We start from the raw sequence: 15,729 nt of genomic DNA on the forward strand, positions 1-15,729 counted from the left end.
CTAGACCACAACAGCCAGCAGCGCCACGCCGCTCACGGCGACGATCCCCAGCACGATCGCGACGAGTTGCCCCAGCTTTCGCGTCCCGAGCGCCCACGCCAGCGCGGCCTTGACGAACGTGTTGGCGATGGCCGCGATGACGATCCCCGTCGTCGCGACCTCCGCGGAGACGGTTCCGTTCGCGGCGAGTCGACTCAACGTGAGCGTCATGGCGTCGACGTCGGCCAGCCCCGAGAAGAAGGCCGTCGCGTAGATCCCGGACGCGCCGAGCAACTCGTTGGCGTACTCGGAGACGAGCAGGACGACAGCGAAGATCACGCCGAACAGTAGTGCCGGCCGAAGCCGAAACGGATTCTCTAGCTCTTCTGCCTCGACTGTCTCCCCGGCGGTCGTCCGCCAGTACAGCGCGACGGCGGCGACCGTCCCCACGAGCGTCATCGCTCCCAGCGGCACAGCCACGCTCGACAGCAACGCGGGGTTGACGACCGCGACCTCGATCAGCGCTCGCGGGAACATGACGATCGAAGCGGTCACGACCGCGAAGGCACAGACGTGATACAGCGCCGCGTTCTGGACGGTCTTTTCCGCCATCGAGACCGTCGTCGCCGTCGAGGAGACGAACCCGCCGACGACGCCCGTAATCGCGATCCCGCGTTCCGTTCCCAGCACCCGCCCGAGCACGTACGCGACGAATCCGAGCCCGGTGACGAACACGACCATCAGCCAGACGAACCGCGGATTGAGGCCGTACAGCGCCTCGACCTCGCGGTCGGGAAGCGCGGGCAGGACGACGAGCACCACGAGCACGAACTTCGCCGAGGCGCGCCGTTCACTTCGCTCGATCCGATCGGCGAACTCGTGGATCGGGTCCTTGATCGTAAGCAACACGGTGACGGCCCCGCCGACGACGACCGCGAGCGTGGCCCCCTGCTGGGAGTGCATCGTCATCGCGCCGAGCAGCACCGTCAGCAGCGCGGCCGCGACCGTCGTGAGTCCGATGTCCCCCTCGTAGATGACCCGGGCGACGTACGCGACCGTCAGCGGGACCGCGAGCACGGCGAGTGCGATCGGTAGCGCGTCCGGAAAGAACCCCCAGACGAGCGCGCCGTACAGCGCAAAGAGCGGAAAGGTCCGACTGCCGGCGATCGCACCCGCGGACTCGCTCTGCTCGCGCTCGATCCCGATGAGCGCCCCGAGCCCGAACGCGACCAGCAGGTGGAGGACGACTTCCGCCAGCGGGTCCGCGACTGGATCGACCATCGTCTAGACGTTTCGGCTCGGGTATTGTCAAACGACCGGCCGGCTTCGTGCGGATCTCAGGAATCGCGTACCTGCTCGACGGCGTCCATCGCCGCTTCGAGCGTGAACGCTCCCTCGTAGAGCGCGCTGCCGACGACGACCGCGGCCGCGCCCGCCTCTTGCAACGCCTGCACGTCCTCGATTGTCGCGACACCGCCGCTCGCGATCACCGGGATCTCGACGGCCTCGACGACCCGACGGACTGGCTCCGTCCGGACGCCTTCGAGCTGTCCCTCCACGTCGACGTCAGTGAAGAGGATCCCGCCGGCCCCGAGGTCCTCGTATCGCCCGGCAGCCTCGGCCGGGTCCAGACCGGTCCCTTCGGTCCAGCCCGAGACGACGACCTCGCCGTCCTTGGCGTCGAGACTCACGAGCACGCTTTCGGGGTGTTCGTCGCTGATCTCGGCGACGATCTCGGGGTTCTCGACCGCCGCCGTACCGAGGATGACCCGATCGACGCCCGCCGCGAGGAGCCCGGCCGCGTCCTCGACGGTCCGGATCCCGCCGCCGAGCTGAATGTCGACGTCGACGGCCTCGCGGATCGCCTCGATCGCGGCGGCGTTCTCGCGCTCGCCCTCGAACGCGCCGTCGAGATCGACGAGGTGCAGCGTCCGTGCGCCCGCATCGACCCACCGCCGGGCGGCCTCGACCGGATCGCCGTATGTCTTTCCGGTCCTGCGTTCCCCGCCGACCAGCTGGACGACCTGGCCGTCCTGCATGTCGACGGCAGGGACGACTTCGAACTGTTCGAACATGTCTCTCTCTGGGAGCAGCCGGGGCAAAACGAGTTCGGTTCTGTCTGCCAGCGCCGATCCGGACGCCCGGCCCGTCGCTATCTCCGTTGGAAGTATCGCGCGGCGATCAACGGAGCGACGAGCAGCGTCACCGGTACGAGCACCCAGATCCGGCCGGCCAGCACGTTGTAGTCGGCCAGCAGGACGCTCCAGGATTTCCCCATGACGTAATGGCCGAACCCGAACTCGAACCCGAGCGTCAGAACCATCCAGAGGCCGCCGACGGCGAGCAGCGTCCGCCGATCGGCGTCGCGGGCGAATCGGCTGACGTACAGCGCTGCGATGACCGCGACTGCGGCCGTGAGCAGGAGCGTGCTGAGAACGTGTGCCCCCGAGTCACCGAGTGACGGGACCAGCACCCCCTCGCGGAAAGCCCCGTTGAGCACCGCGACGACGGCCAACCCGGCCCAGACGGCCAGTGCCGGTCCGAGAAGTCCACGCCACGAGGGGCGGATCTGTGAGTGCGGTGGTGACGTAGTCGTTTCCATGCGGTGACAGACGCGGCCGGTCGATATGAACTCGTATTGACCCGTGTCAGCAGGCATCTCCCGGTACCGGGACGTGTCCGGGGCCGGCTGGGACCGAACGTGTCTTTTCGATCCCCGGTGAACAGTCGGTATGCGCGCGTTTCGGATCGCCTACGACGGCAGCCCCTTCCACGGGTTCCAGCGCCAGCCCGACGTGTCGACAGTGGCCGACGCGCTGCTTTCCGCCCTTCGCGAACTGGACGTACCGTTCGAAGGCGACACACCGCCGGGATACGCCGCTGCGGGCCGAACTGACGCCGGCGTCTCGGCGCTCGCCCAGACGGTCGCGTTCGAGGCCCCCGAATGGCTCTCGCCGGCGGCGTTCAACAGCGCACTTCCAGCGGACATCCGCGCGTGGGCACATGCCGACACCCCGAACGACTTTCACGCCACCCACGACGCCGTCGAGCGGGGCTACACGTACTCCCTCTATGCCCCGGCTGTCGACCGAGCGCGAGCCGAAGAGGGTGCTGACCTGCTCGCCGGTAAACACGACTTCCACAACCTCACGCCCGACGAGACCGGAACTGTTCGGGATCTCTCGATTACCGTCGACCGCGACGGGCCGTTCCTGGAACTCACGTTCCGGGCCGGCGGATTCGCCCGCCAGCTCGTCAGGCGGCTGGTGACGCTACTCGCGTCGTTCGCTCGCGGGAACAGCGACCGCGACCGGATCGAACGCGTGCTCGGTCCCGGGTCGCTTCCGGGCCCCGAGGGCGTCGCCCCGGCACCGCCGGAGCCGCTCGTGCTGACCGACGTCGTCTATCCCGACCTGTCGTTCCGAATCGACGGAGACGCGATCGAAAGCGCGCGAGACGTGTTCGGACAGCGCCACGAGCAGCTGCGCTCGCGGGCACGGGTTGCCCGTTCGATCCGGGACGGAATAGCAGAGACAGAATACCGTCCCGATCAGTAGAACTCCCGGACGAGATCGGTCGCGCCGTCGGGCGCACCGTCCGGAATGTCGGCCATGCTTCCCTCGATTCCCTCGCGCTCGCTGTAGGGGACGCTGTCGTCGTCCTGGTAGAGGACGCCGATGTACTCCTTGTCGCTGTCGAGGATCCGATCTTTCGCCTGATCGAAGCTACCCGAGTCGTGGTCGGTGTCTTCCAGATCGACGATCGAACCACGGAAGTAGTCGTAGGTGTCGACGTCGTTGAACGTCACACAGGGGCTGTAGACGTTGACGAACCCGAACCCGTCGTGTTCGATGGCCTGCCTGACGAGTTCGGTGTGTCGCTGTGAGTCCGAGGAAAAGGACTGGGCGATGAACGTCGCACCCGCTGACAGCGCCAGCGCTTTGGGATTGACTGGCGGAACGTTCGTCCCCTCGGGCGAGGTCGAGGTCTCGAAGTCCTCCCGAGAGGTGGGCGAGGCCTGGCCCTTCGTCAGTCCGTAGATGCGGTTGTCCATGACGACGTAGGTCATGTCGACGTTCCGGCGGACGGCGTGGATGAAATGCCCAACGCCGATCGAGTAGCCGTCGCCGTCGCCACCGGCGACCATCACTTCGAGGTCGGGATTGGCGATCTTGACCCCTGTACCGACCGGTAACGCACGACCGTGGACGCCGTGCAGCGCGTAGCTGTGCATGTAGGTCCCGATCTTGCCCGAGCAGCCGATCCCCGCGACGAGGAACGTCTCGTCGGGGTGGTTGCCGGTTTCGGAGAGGGCTTTCATCATGCCGTTCATCGTCCCGAAATCGCCACAGCCGGGACACCAGGTCGGTTGCTTGTCGGATTTGAAGTCTGTGAAGTGAACGTCGGAACTCATTGTGTCACCTCCGTCTTCGCGACAGCGTCACGGATCTCCGCAGCCAGTTCGTCGGCCTTGAAGCGGACGCCGGTGTACTTGTTGATGCGCTGAACGCGTTCCAGCGTGTCCTGTTCGATCAGGTCCGCGAACTGCCCGGTCGCGTTCGCCTCGACGACGAGCACGTCCTCGGCGGCCTCGACTGCTTCCGTGAGGTCCGGCCGCGGGTGGATGTACGGTACCGAGAGCAGCCGGACCGACACCTCATCGAGCTGTGCCATCGCCTCGCGGATCGCCCCCTCGTTGGAGCCCCACGTGAGCACGAGCGTGTCGGCGTTCGGATCGCCGAACTCCCTGGGCTCGAAGTCCTCTCGTTCGCGCGCTGTCTCGACTTTTCGCTGGCGCTTCTGGACCTGCTCGACGCGCACGTCCTCGTCTTCAGTCCGGCGGCCGAGTTCGTCGTGTTCGAGCCCGGTCGTCATGTGCGCGCCGTCAGTCGTCCCCGGGAACGCACGCGGGCTGACCCCGTCCTCGGTCGCCGCGTGGGCACGGAACCGGCCCTGGTCGTCGAGCCACTCCTCGACGTCTCCCCCGTCGACGACCTTCCCGCGCTCGATCTCGACGGCGTCCATGTCGAACTCCTCGGGTTCGTACGTCCGTTCTGTCACGGCCATCGAGAGGTCCGCCGTGAGATAGACCGGTACCTGGTACTTCTCGGCGAGGTTGAACGCCTCGATCGTCTTGTGGAAACACTCCGCGATCGTCGTCGGCGCGAGGACGAACCGCGGGATCTCGCCGTGCCCGCCGTAGAGCATCATGTTCAGGTCCTCCTGGCCCTGTTTGGTCGGCATCCCCGTCGAGGGGCCCGAGCGCATCACGTTCGCGATCACCAGCGGCGTCTCCGTCGTTGCCACGAGTCCGAACGTCTCGCTCATCAGGTCGATCCCCGGACCCGACGTGCCCGTCATCGACCGCGCGCCGGCCCGGGCAGCCCCCAGCGCCAGGTTGATCGCCGCGAGTTCGTCCTCGGCCTGGACGACCGCACCGCCGAACTGTTCGATCCGGCCCGTGAGATATTCCATGATGTCCGTCGCCGGCGTGATCGGATAGCCGGCGTAGAACCGACAGCCGGCGGCGATCGCGCCCATGCCGATCGCCTCGTCGCCGTTCAGCAGGACGTAGTCGTTGTCGGTCGTCTCCAGGCCGTACCCGAAGTCGTGGTCGTAGTTCTCGCGGACGTACTCCTGGCCGAGTCGAGCCGCTTCTCTGTTGTTCTCGACGATCGCCCTGCCCTTGTCGCCGAAGCGTTTCTCCAGCGCCTCGTCGAGGTTCTCGATCGGGAACGCCGCCACTTCGCAGGCCGCCCCGAGCGCGACGACGTTTCGCATGATCGCCCCGCCAGCGTCCTCGGCGAGACGCTGCAGCGGGACGTCGAGTCCGATCATCTCCTCGGGGACGTCGACGCCTTGCATCGTCGCCTGCTCGCCGTCGTAGATGATGACACTCCCCTCGTGGAGTTCCGCGAGGTTCTCGTCGATCGTCCGCTCGGTCAGCGCGATCAACACGTCCAGCCGATCGACGACGCTCTCGACCGGCTCGACTGCCGTGCGGATCTTGTAGGCCGTATAGCCGCCCCGGATGCGCGAGGCGAAGTCCTTGGAAGTGTAGACGTGGCGTCCGGCGCGAGACAGCGCACGAGCGAAGATTTTGCCCGTCGAGTCGATCCCGTCGCCGGCTTCGCCACCGATGGCCCAGTTGAGATCCTCATGCATGATGGGGAAGATTTCAAACCGGCCGGCGAAAAGCCTTCTGGAACCCCGAACCGTTACCGCCGGGCTGACGTTTTCATGTTCCGGAATCGTCCCTTCCGAAAGGACCATTCGGCGGCCGTCCGAAGGAGACGGCATGGATCGAACGTCACTCACTGTCGCGTCGGTCGAGTCCGTCGGCCCGGACTCGATCGCGGTCGCCTTCGAGACGCCACCCGCCTTTTCCGCTCGCCCCGGACAGTTCGTCAAGCTCACCCTCGACACTGATGACGGCGAACAGTCGCGCTTCTACACGATCTCTTCGCCCGACGTCGAGGAAACGTTTGAGATCACGGTCGGCATCGACCCCGACGGTGCAGTCGCGCCGCTGCTCGCCGAGCTGGTGCCCGGAGACGCGGTGCCCGTCGCCGGCCCGTTCGGCGACGCCTACTACGAGGGCGAGACGGCCGCCCTCGTGCTGGCCGGCGGCCCCGGCGTCGGTCCCGCGGTCGGCATCGGCGAACGCGCCGTAGCCAGCGGCCACGGGGCGGCGATCGTCTATCGGGACGACGCCCCGATCCACCGCGCTCGGCTGGACGAGTTGTCCGAGGCGGGTGCCTTCGTCCGGATCGTCGAGGACGACGCCGACCTGACCGAGTACGTCGCGGCCGCGCTCGATGCCGTCGACGGGGACGTACAGGTGTTCGTCTACGGGTTCGCTGACTTCCTGGACGTCGCGATGGATGCGCTCGAAGCGGCCGGTGGCGACACGGACGACGCAAAGATCGAAAACTTCGGCTGAAAGCCCTCGCGGCGGTCTGGCGACCGCTGCTCGCCCTTTTCATGTCCACCAGGCCCGCCTTGCGGTGCCGCGCCGATCGGCGCGGCATCCGCCCGGGTTACGCCGACGCTTTTCGCAGTCGCGGCCGCCGTGGCCGCGACGAACCGCACCGCTAACCGCGGCCGCACCGCCCTGCAACACTACGCTACCGCGCCCCGTTCCTCCCCGGACGCGCGGACGAGACCGCGCGTCGGCATCCTGACCGCTCTGCACTACTGCTCGGCTGACAGCCTCTTTGGCACATACTGATCGTCCACATTCGTTCCCAGACGGTGGCATAGAACCATCTGCACGATGTACATTCTCCGTCGACACAGGACAGTCAGTGGGCTCTTGCAGTGACAGTCCGTATGAGCTGTATGAGCAGTCTACTAATAGTGATAGCCGGAGGGATGGCAATCGTTCTACTTCTGTCGATGAGCGCGTTCTTTTCGAGTTCGGAGACGGCGGTTTTCTCGTTACCTCGGGAGTGGATCGAACAGCAGGCGACAACGGACGATCGACGGGCGCACGTTTTAAAAGACCTGCACGACAATCCACATCGTCTTCTCGTGACGCTGCTGGTCGGAAATAATATCGTGAATATTGCGATTTCAAGCATCACGACCGTTCTCGTAGCTAGCTATCTCTCACCTGGCCCGGCAATCATCGTTGCGACAGTGCTCACCAGTTTTCTCATCCTGGTATTCGGCGAAATCGTTCCGAAAGCGTTCGGACTCGGGAACGCTAAACACTGGGCATTGACCATTGCGTCACCCATTCGACTCGTCGAGCGTGTGCTCTCTCCGCTCATCACGCTGTTCGACGGGATCACTCGCCGTATGAGCGCCCTCATTACTGTCGAGGAGCACATCGAAAAGCCGTACACGGATCGATCGAGCCGCAGATAGTTCGCTTCGTTCTGTCGGTTCGAAACGCTTAGCCGTTCCCGCGCCGGATCGACTGGTATGGTACACAGCGACTGGGGAGACTGGCTCCCACGCGCAATCGAGGATGCCGACCCAGACGGTGTCGCGATCTGGTATCTCGGCTGCAACGGGTTCGTCCTCAAGGCCGACGACGGGACGACGGTGTTCGTCGATCCATACGTCGGCACCGGCGACCCACCTCGCACTGTCCGGATGATCCCGGTGCCGTTCGACCCCGAGGACGTCGGCTCTGCCGACGCAGTGCTGGCGACACACGAGCACACCGATCACGTCCACGGCGAGTCGGCCGGACCGATCCTGTCTGACTCGGACGCCCCGTTCTACGCCCCCGACGACAGTCTCGCGGCCGCACGCGAGGCCGACTGGGGCGAACGGTGGGACCTCGACGACGACCAGTTCGTCGAGGTGAGCGAGGGTGACACCTTCGAACTCGGGTCGCTGACGATCAGCGTCGAACCCGCGAACGACCCCGACGCGACCCACCCCGTCGCGTACGTCTTCGAGCACGACGCCGGGACCTTCGTTCACGGCGGCGACGCCAGACCCGGCGCGTTCGAACCCGTCGGCGAGCAATACGACGTCGACGTGGCCGCGCTGGCGTTCGGGAGTGCGGGTATGATCCGCGACAAACAGACCCGTGAGCCGAAGTACACGAAGTGGTACAGCGACGAAAACGAGATCATCGAAGCTGCCAACGAACTCCAGCTCGAGACGCTCGTGCCGACACACTGGGACATGTGGAAGGGACTGAACGCTGATCCCGCCGTGCTGCACCACCACGCCCGGAGCTTCGGGTATCCCAGGCAAGTCAAGGTCGTCGAGATCGGCGACCGGATCGATCTGTGAATTGAGGCAGTCTTCTCCCGCGAACGACCGGCGGGAACAGAAAATGTGGTCCTAGGCGTCTAGCCCGAGGTCTTCAGCGCGATTGTCGATCCATTCCTGCAGTTCTTCGATCCCGACCTCGCCTTGCTCTTCGTCCTTGAAGAGGTGCTTGAACCGGCCCTGGTGTTCGAGCCACTCCTCGATCGGCTCGCGGTCGCGGATCTTGTTGACGCTCGTGATCTCGCCGTCTTCCATCTCGAAGACGGGGAACAGACCGGTTTTGACGGCCTTTTCGGCGAGGTCGATGGTCTTCGCGGAGTCGAAGCCCCAGCCGACCGGACAGGGCGCGTAGACGTGGATGAACTTCGGCCCGTCGATCTCCAGGGCCTTCTCGACTTTCTGCTTGAAGTCGTGGGGGCTGGAGATCGACGCCGTCGCGACGTACGGGGCACCGTGGTCGGCGACGATCGAGGCCATGTCTTTCTTGTTCGTGTCGTTCCCGATGCTCTCTTTGCCCGCGGGCGAGGTGGTCGTCGACGCGCCGAAGGGCGTCTGACTGGAGCGCTGGACGCCAGTGTTCATGTACGCCTCATTGTCGTACATGATGTAGAGGACGTCGTGGCCACGCTCCAGCATCCCGGACAGGGCGCGGAAGCCGATGTCGGCGGTCGCACCGTCGCCACCGATGGCGATGATGTTGAGGTCGTCGCTGTCCTGAACGTCCAGGTGCTCGGGATCGCGGCGGTCGAAGGATTTATACGCGGCTTCGACCCCCGCCGCGACGCTCGCGGCGTTCTCGAAGATGTTGTGGATGTAGCTGGTCCCCCAGGAGCTCTCGGGGTACGGCGTGGAGACGACCTCCATGCAGCCGGTGGCGTTCGTGACGATCGTGTTCTCGCCCGCTGCTTCGGTGATGTATTTCATCGCCAGCGCGGGGCCACAGCCGGCACACGCGCGGTGGCCGGCGTTCCACAGTTCCTCGCCGTGTTCGAGTTCGTCGGTGTAGTCCTGGTCTTGCAGATCGGAGCTCATTATGCATCCCCTCCCTTGAGGAGTTCCGGGCGCAGTTGCGGCCACGATTCGCTCTCGTCGAAGTCCATCTTCGGGGTCGCCGTCTTGACGTCCTCGATGATGTCGGCGATGTCCTCGGGCTTGACGTCGCGGCCGGCCATGCCCAGGACGTAGCTCTTGACCGGGGGCTGGCTCTCGGCGTGATAGAGCGCACCCTTGATCTCGCCGGCGAAGGCACTCTCGTAGCCGGGCGACATCTCCTTGGTCAGGACGGCGACGCTCTCGGCGTCAGCCAGTGCGTCTCGCAGTTCCGGAGCCGGGAACGGACGGAACACGCGGGGCCGGACCATACCGACCTTCTCGCCGTCCTCGCGGTAGGCGTCGACGACGTTGCGGATGGTCCCGGCGATCGAACCCATCGCGACGATGATGTGATCGGCGTCGTCGGCGTAGTAGGTGTCGAGCATGCCGCCGTACTCGGTGTAATCCCGGCCGAAGACGTCCTTGAACTCCTCGACGGCGTCGGCCCAGACTTCCCGGGATTCCATCATCGCCCGCTGGATCTCGTAGCGGCTCTCCGTCCAGTGCTCGGGGCGAGCGTAGGCCCCCATCGTCTTCGGGTCGGACGGGTCGAGCGTGTATTCGGGTTCGCGGGGCGGGAGGAACTCGCTGACTTCCTCCTCGGTCGGAATGTTCGCGGGTTCCTGAACGTGCGTCAGAATGAACCCGTCGAAGTTCGACAGCGCCGGCAGATTGACCTGCTCGGCGACGCGGAAGCCCAGCAGGACGTGGTCGATGGCTTCCTGGACGTCCTCGGCGTGGAACTGCAACATCCCGCCGTCGCGCTCGGCGAAGGCGTCGGTGTGGTCGGCCCAGATCGACAGCGGAGCCGACAGCGACCGGTTGGCGACCGCCATCACGATGGGCAGGCGCATGCCGGCCGCAGTGAACAGCGGCTCGCTCATCAGTTTCAGGCCCTGGCTCGACGTGGCCGAGAACGCACGGGCACCCGCTGCCGACGCGCCGATACACGTCGACGCGGCGTTGAACTCGCTGTCGACCTTGATGAACTCGCTGTCGAGCTTGCCGTCGGCGACCAGCTCGGAGAGTTTCTCGACGACGCCGGTCTGGGGCGTGATCGGGTAGGCCGACACCACGTCGGGGTTGGCGGCCATGACGCCTTTCGCGACCGCCGACGTCCCTTTCATCACTTCCTGTTCGTCCGAAGGGTTCTGCTGATCTGCTTGCGCCATATTATTTCACCTCACGTACCATTTCGATGGCGTCGGTCGGACAGACCTCCGCACAGATGCCACAGCCCTTGCAGTAATCCAGGTCGAAGCCGTAGAAGTCCTCGCCTTCGACAGGCTTGGCGGCCTGATCGGGACAGTACGTGTCACACTGTCCGCAGCCGATACAGGCGTCCGTGTCGATGACCGGCTTGAACTCCCGCCAGGAGCCGGTCTTGTTCGCACGGGACGTGTTCGGTTCCGCGACGACGCCTGTCGTGATCTTCAGATTCTCGTATGGGTCTTGCGTGTCGCTCATGCGTGTACCTCCGTGTACGCGTCAGTCGTGGCTGCGACGTTCTTCTGTCCGATTTCACCCTCGAACTTGCGGGTAATGACGGCCTCGAGACTCTCCGTGCTCAACTTGTCCGTCGCACCCGCGAAGGCACCCAACAGGGCCGTGTTCATGATCGGTCGCCCGAGGTTCTCCAGCGCGATCTCCGTCGCGTCGACGGTGACGATCTCCGCGTCGGTGTCGATGTCGACGTCTTCGGGATCGGCGTCGGTGTTGACGAGCAGGATGCCGTCGTCGCTGAGCCCCTCGGTCACGTCCACGTACTCCAGCAAGCTGGTGTCCTGGACGATGACGCAGTCCGGCTCCTCGACGTGACTCCGCTCGGTGATCTTTTCGTCGCTATACCGCACGTAGGCCTCGACGGGTGCTCCGCGTCGCTCGACACCGAACGATGGTGTCGCTTGCGACCAGATGCCGTCCTCGTGGCCTGCCTGTGCGAGCAGCTGGGCAAGCGTAACTGACCCTTGCCCACCGCGTCCGTGAATTCTGATCTGGTACATCGTGTGTCCCTCCGGGAATGGAGATGGCCCCTGACAGTCACACCGACGCAGACCGTCGGTGCCTGGACCACCGTAGATTCTCTTATGCTTTCCAACCACTCACCATTTGACCCCCAAAATACGGGGTGTTTAAGAGATAGCCGAGTATGCTTCAGGAACGTTCATCATCGTAGGGAAAACCATTATAGATTCTAAAATTATCAATTATCAACTTTCCCGCGGCGCTTAACCCCGGTGGTGACAGATACGTAATTGGAGACGCCGTCACATACCAGTCAAACCGTTCCACGAGTCGACAGTCGATAGTGTGCATCTCACCCCCAATATTTGGGTATGAATGGAGGCATGATATACCATGGCCTGGCGTGGCCACACTCCGGGGATATTATAATAAAATATATTATATTAGGATATCCCAATCGTCCAGAAACCCGGGCTTGGGGCCAAACGATCCGTATCGCTCCCTGCTGAGCGCGGTTGTTAACGAACAATACTATGATACGTCCGTCCTGATCCGCCAACGTTATACCTTAGCCCCTGTCAGAGGGTGGTATGAATTTGCACGCCAGAGAGATCAACCAGGACGTCAGGGAACTGGGAGAGCTCCTGGGATCAGTTATCAAACAACAAAGCTCGGAAGAGGCGTTCGACCTCGTCGAGACGGTTCGGAATGCCGCGATCCACTACCGTCGTGGCGAGGCCGACAGCCGCGAGCCGATTCACGACACGCTCGATCGACTCTCCCCGGAAAAACAGGACGTTATCGCACGCGCCTTTACTACCTACTTCGAACTCATCAATCTCGCGGAAGAACGCCAGCGCGTCCGGGAGATCCGGGAGGGAAGTCAGGAAGGGACACTCGAAGACAGCGTCCAGGAAGTCGCCGAATACCTGTACCAGAACGACGTCGATCCGGAGACTGTCGAGTCGATCCTCGACGACGTGCTGATCCAGCCGACGTTCACGGCCCATCCGACCGAGGCTCGACGGAAGACGGTCAAGGCGAAACTCCGGGACGTTGCCGGCAACCTGGAGGAACTCGACGAGGTCCGCCTGACCGACAACGAGGATCGGCGAATCCGTCAAAACGTCCGCGCGCAGGTGACGAGCCTCTGGCAGACGCCGCAGGTCAGGGATCGTCGTCCCGAAGTCACTGACGAAGCACTGAACGTGCAGTGGTACATCGAGAACGTTCTGTTCGACGTCATCGACGAGGTCTACGAGGAGTTCGAGTGGGCACTGGATGAGGTCTACGAGTCCGAGGTCGAGGTCCCCAAGCTCTACGAGTTCCGCTCGTGGGCCGGCTCGGACCGTGACGGCAATCCGTTCGTGACGCCCGAGGTCACCGCCGAGACGCTCGAACGACAGCGTGACGTCGTCCTTCAGCTGTACCGCGACCGTCTCAAAGAACTCTCGGGCGTGCTGACTCAGGACGGACGCCAGATCGACGTCGGGGAACGCTTCCAGGAGCGACTCGACGCCCATCGGGAACGCTTGCCGGGCGTCGCCGCCGAGGCCGAAGAGCGCTACCCCGACGAACCGTACCGACAGAAGCTCAAGCTGATGCGCGAGTCGGTAATGCGGGTTTCGGACGTTCGCTCGGGCGGCTACAGCGACGAAGAGGAGTTCCTCGAGGATCTGCAGGCGATCGATGAGAGCCTCGAACGCAACGGTGCCGGCCAGATCTCCGAGACGTACGTCGAACCGCTGATTCGGAAGGTCGCGACGTTCGGGTTCAGCCTCGCCAGTCTCGACCTGCGCGACCACAGGGGGATGCACACCAATGCCATCGCCGAAGCCCTCGAACAGCAGGAGGGTATCGACTACGAGGGGATGGACGAACAGGAGCGCCAGGAGTTCCTGACCGAGGCGATCCTGCAGGATCGGCCGGTCATCGACATCGAGGACAGAGCGGGGCTCTCCGACGATGCCGAGCGTGTACTCAGACGGTTCGAGGAGACGGCCGAGTGGCAGAAAGAGTACGGCGTCGACGCGATCGACACCTACGCGATCAGCTGGTTCGAAGAGCCCAGTCACGGACTGGAGGTGCTGTTCCTCGGTGACCAGGCCGGGATCGTCGACCTGCCGGGCTACTGTGGGTTCGACATCGTCCCGCTGCTGGAGAGCGAGTACGCGCTCTCGGGCGCACGACGGATCATGGGGACGCTGTTCGAGAACGAAGCCTACGCGCAGGCGCTCGAAGCACGGAATGATACCCAGGAGATCATGCTGGGGTACTCCGACTCCAACAAGGAGAACGGTTACCTCGCTGCACAGTGGTCGCTGTACCGCAACCAGAAGCGACTGGCCGCCATTCACGACGACTACGACGTGGACCTGCGACTGTTTCACGGCCGTGGGGGGTCGATCTCTCGCGGCGGCGTCCCGATGCACGAGGCGATGCTGGCGCTGCCTAACGAGACCTGTAATGGGCAGATCAAGTTCACCGAACAGGGGGAAGCCATCGCCGAAAAGTACGCCAACGACAGCATCGCCGAGCGTAACCTCGAACAGATGGCCAGCGCGCAGGTCAAGGCGCGCCACAACGCCATGCACGACCCCGTCGAGGAGATCCCCGACGAGTGGATGTCAGCGATGGAGTCCGCGTCCGACGCCGCCCGCGAGGAGTACCGGGGACTGCTCGAGACCGACGGGTTCGTCTCGTTCTTCGAGCAGGCGACGCCGATCACTGTCATCGAAAACCTGAATCTCGGCTCGCGTCCGGCCTCACGGAGCGGAGAGCGCAGCGTCGAGGACCTGCGGGCGATCCCGTGGGTGTTTTCCTGGACGCAGGCTCGCTGTATCATTCCTGGCTGGTACTCGCTGGCCTCCGGGCTGAACGCCTACCTCGACAACGGTGGCGACATCGAGACGCTCCAGAAGATGTACGACGAGTGGCCGTTCTTCAACACGATCCTGGATCACGCGGCACTGGCACTGGCCCGCACCGACATGGAGATCGCCCAGGAATACGCCGATCTGGCCGAGGACGATCTCCGCGAGAAGGTCTTCCCGACCATCCGCGAGGAATACGAGAACGCGGTCGACCTCGTCCTCGAGATCACGCAGCGTGACAGTCTGACCCACCGCGAGTGGCTCGAAGAGAACCTCGAACGTCGCAACCCCTACGTCGATCCGCTGAACCTCCTCCAGACCCGGCTGCTGGCCCAGAGCCACCTCACGGAAACCGAAAAGCAGACGCTCCGGCTGACCGTTCACGGCATCGCTGCCGGCATGAAAAACACCGGATAGCGCTGTCTGCTGCGGCGGCCGACGCGATCTGTCGCCGTTTTCTTCGCCGACGATCCGGCCGACGGCTCGCCGCTGTCTGCCTCACTGCCGGTCGTTCGATACGCTGTAATAATTCCGCCACCCGAATAGTGCAAGGATAGAACCATTTATTTACGTCCGGGAAAACATATCCGAGAGGAATGACGCTTCACACAATCCTGCTAGCAGTCGGACCGGACGACAACGATCGCGCAGAAGAACTCGCGGAGGCAGTCGTCGAGGTCGGGAAGCCGGCCGGTGCTGAGGTAGTCATCGCGCACGTATTCACCGAAAGCGAGTTCCGGCGAGCAGCCGAGCGGCTGGATTTCGACGACGACCTGGCAGATCCCAACGAGGTCGCGAAACGCCACCAGACCGTTCGGACGATGACCGATTTGTTCGACGAGGCCGGGATCGACTACACGATCCGCGGGGAAGTCGGCGATCACGCCGAAGAGATCGTCGAGCTAGCGGAGAAAGTCGGAGCCGATCGGGTCATCGTCGGCGGCCGCAAGCGATCGCCGACCGGCAAGGCCGTGTTCGGGTCGACGGCTCAGTCCGTCATGCTCGACGCTCCCTGCCCGGTGACGTTCGTGCGCGGCCCAGACATGGAGTAACACGCGGCTGTTACGCTGCCAGCAACCAGCGC

At 64.2% G+C, this 15,729-nt stretch carries 15 protein-coding genes; 6 read left to right on the forward strand and 9 right to left on the reverse strand.

Features of this window, described 5'->3' with window-relative positions:
* From OB916_RS13375 to OB916_RS13385, 3 genes are all read right to left on the reverse strand, one after another.
* Positions 1-1,260, reverse strand: coding sequence for an MgtC/SapB family protein (locus tag OB916_RS13375; RefSeq protein ID WP_315909796.1), 1,260 nt, complete (start codon positions 1,258-1,260; stop codon positions 1-3).
* 56 nt (positions 1,261-1,316) lie between these two features.
* The gene (hisA, locus tag OB916_RS13380; RefSeq protein ID WP_315909797.1) at positions 1,317-2,054 is read right to left on the reverse strand and encodes a 1-(5-phosphoribosyl)-5-[(5-phosphoribosylamino)methylideneamino]imidazole-4-carboxamide isomerase; all 738 of its coding nucleotides are present in this window, start codon (positions 2,052-2,054) and stop codon (positions 1,317-1,319) included.
* A 77-nt stretch (positions 2,055-2,131) separates the two neighbouring features.
* A complete protein-coding gene (locus OB916_RS13385) occupies positions 2,132-2,581 on the reverse strand; it encodes a hypothetical protein (protein WP_315909798.1) in 450 nt (149 codons plus the stop codon).
* A gap of 130 nt (positions 2,582-2,711) precedes the next feature.
* On the opposite strand from OB916_RS13385, the gene truA reads away from it, so the two are divergent.
* Positions 2,712-3,536, forward strand: coding sequence for a tRNA pseudouridine(38-40) synthase TruA (gene truA / locus OB916_RS13390; RefSeq protein WP_315909799.1), 825 nt, complete (start codon positions 2,712-2,714; stop codon positions 3,534-3,536).
* Here the strand turns inward: truA and OB916_RS13395 are convergent.
* A complete protein-coding gene (locus OB916_RS13395; protein WP_315909800.1) occupies positions 3,530-4,393 on the reverse strand; it encodes a 2-oxoacid:ferredoxin oxidoreductase subunit beta in 864 nt (287 codons plus the stop codon). The two genes, truA and OB916_RS13395, sit on opposite strands and share 7 nt — an antisense overlap.
* A complete protein-coding gene (locus OB916_RS13400) occupies positions 4,390-6,144 on the reverse strand; it encodes a 2-oxoacid:acceptor oxidoreductase subunit alpha (RefSeq protein WP_315909801.1) in 1,755 nt (584 codons plus the stop codon). Before OB916_RS13400 ends, OB916_RS13395 begins: the two co-directional genes overlap by 4 nt.
* Before the next feature lie 133 nt (positions 6,145-6,277).
* Here OB916_RS13400 and OB916_RS13405 point away from each other — a divergent pair, with 133 nt between their 5' ends.
* From OB916_RS13405 to OB916_RS13415, 3 genes are all read left to right on the forward strand, one after another.
* Positions 6,278-6,922 (forward strand): FAD-dependent oxidoreductase, encoded by a 645-nt coding sequence (locus OB916_RS13405; RefSeq protein WP_315909802.1) that lies wholly within the window; start codon positions 6,278-6,280, stop codon positions 6,920-6,922.
* 398 nt (positions 6,923-7,320) lie between these two features.
* Complete coding sequence (locus tag OB916_RS13410; RefSeq protein WP_315909803.1) at positions 7,321-7,851, forward strand: DUF21 domain-containing protein; 531 nt, start codon at positions 7,321-7,323, stop codon at positions 7,849-7,851.
* A gap of 57 nt (positions 7,852-7,908) precedes the next feature.
* Positions 7,909-8,736, forward strand: coding sequence for an MBL fold metallo-hydrolase (locus OB916_RS13415; RefSeq protein ID WP_315909804.1), 828 nt, complete (start codon positions 7,909-7,911; stop codon positions 8,734-8,736).
* 51 nt (positions 8,737-8,787) lie between these two features.
* Here the strand turns inward: OB916_RS13415 and porB are convergent, their stop codons facing one another.
* Genes porB through OB916_RS13435 form a run of 4 tightly spaced genes read right to left on the reverse strand, consistent with a single transcriptional unit; the run spans position 8,788 to position 11,810 of the window.
* Complete coding sequence (gene porB / locus OB916_RS13420; RefSeq protein ID WP_315909805.1) at positions 8,788-9,747, reverse strand: pyruvate synthase subunit PorB; 960 nt, start codon at positions 9,745-9,747, stop codon at positions 8,788-8,790.
* The gene (locus tag OB916_RS13425; protein WP_315909806.1) at positions 9,747-10,979 is read right to left on the reverse strand and encodes a pyruvate ferredoxin oxidoreductase; all 1,233 of its coding nucleotides are present in this window, start codon (positions 10,977-10,979) and stop codon (positions 9,747-9,749) included. The genes porB and OB916_RS13425 overlap by 1 nt, the downstream gene beginning before the upstream one ends.
* A 1-nt stretch (position 10,980) precedes the next feature.
* Entirely contained in the window at positions 10,981-11,274 is a 294-nt protein-coding gene (locus OB916_RS13430) for a 4Fe-4S binding protein (RefSeq protein ID WP_315909807.1), read from the reverse strand.
* The gene (locus OB916_RS13435; RefSeq protein WP_315909808.1) at positions 11,271-11,810 is read right to left on the reverse strand and encodes a pyruvate ferredoxin oxidoreductase subunit gamma; all 540 of its coding nucleotides are present in this window, start codon (positions 11,808-11,810) and stop codon (positions 11,271-11,273) included. Before OB916_RS13435 ends, OB916_RS13430 begins: the two co-directional genes overlap by 4 nt.
* Before the next feature lie 552 nt (positions 11,811-12,362).
* Between OB916_RS13435 and ppc the strand changes: the two genes are divergently transcribed.
* Complete coding sequence (ppc, locus tag OB916_RS13440) at positions 12,363-15,062, forward strand: phosphoenolpyruvate carboxylase (RefSeq protein ID WP_315909809.1); 2,700 nt, start codon at positions 12,363-12,365, stop codon at positions 15,060-15,062.
* A gap of 179 nt (positions 15,063-15,241) precedes the next feature.
* Entirely contained in the window at positions 15,242-15,697 is a 456-nt protein-coding gene (locus OB916_RS13445) for a universal stress protein (protein WP_315909810.1), read from the forward strand.
* The last annotated feature ends 32 nt before the right edge of the window (positions 15,698-15,729 follow it).

The organism is Halapricum hydrolyticum (assembly GCF_025517535.1).
In the GTDB taxonomy this organism is placed as follows: Archaea; Halobacteriota; Halobacteria; order Halobacteriales; family Haloarculaceae; genus Halapricum; species Halapricum hydrolyticum.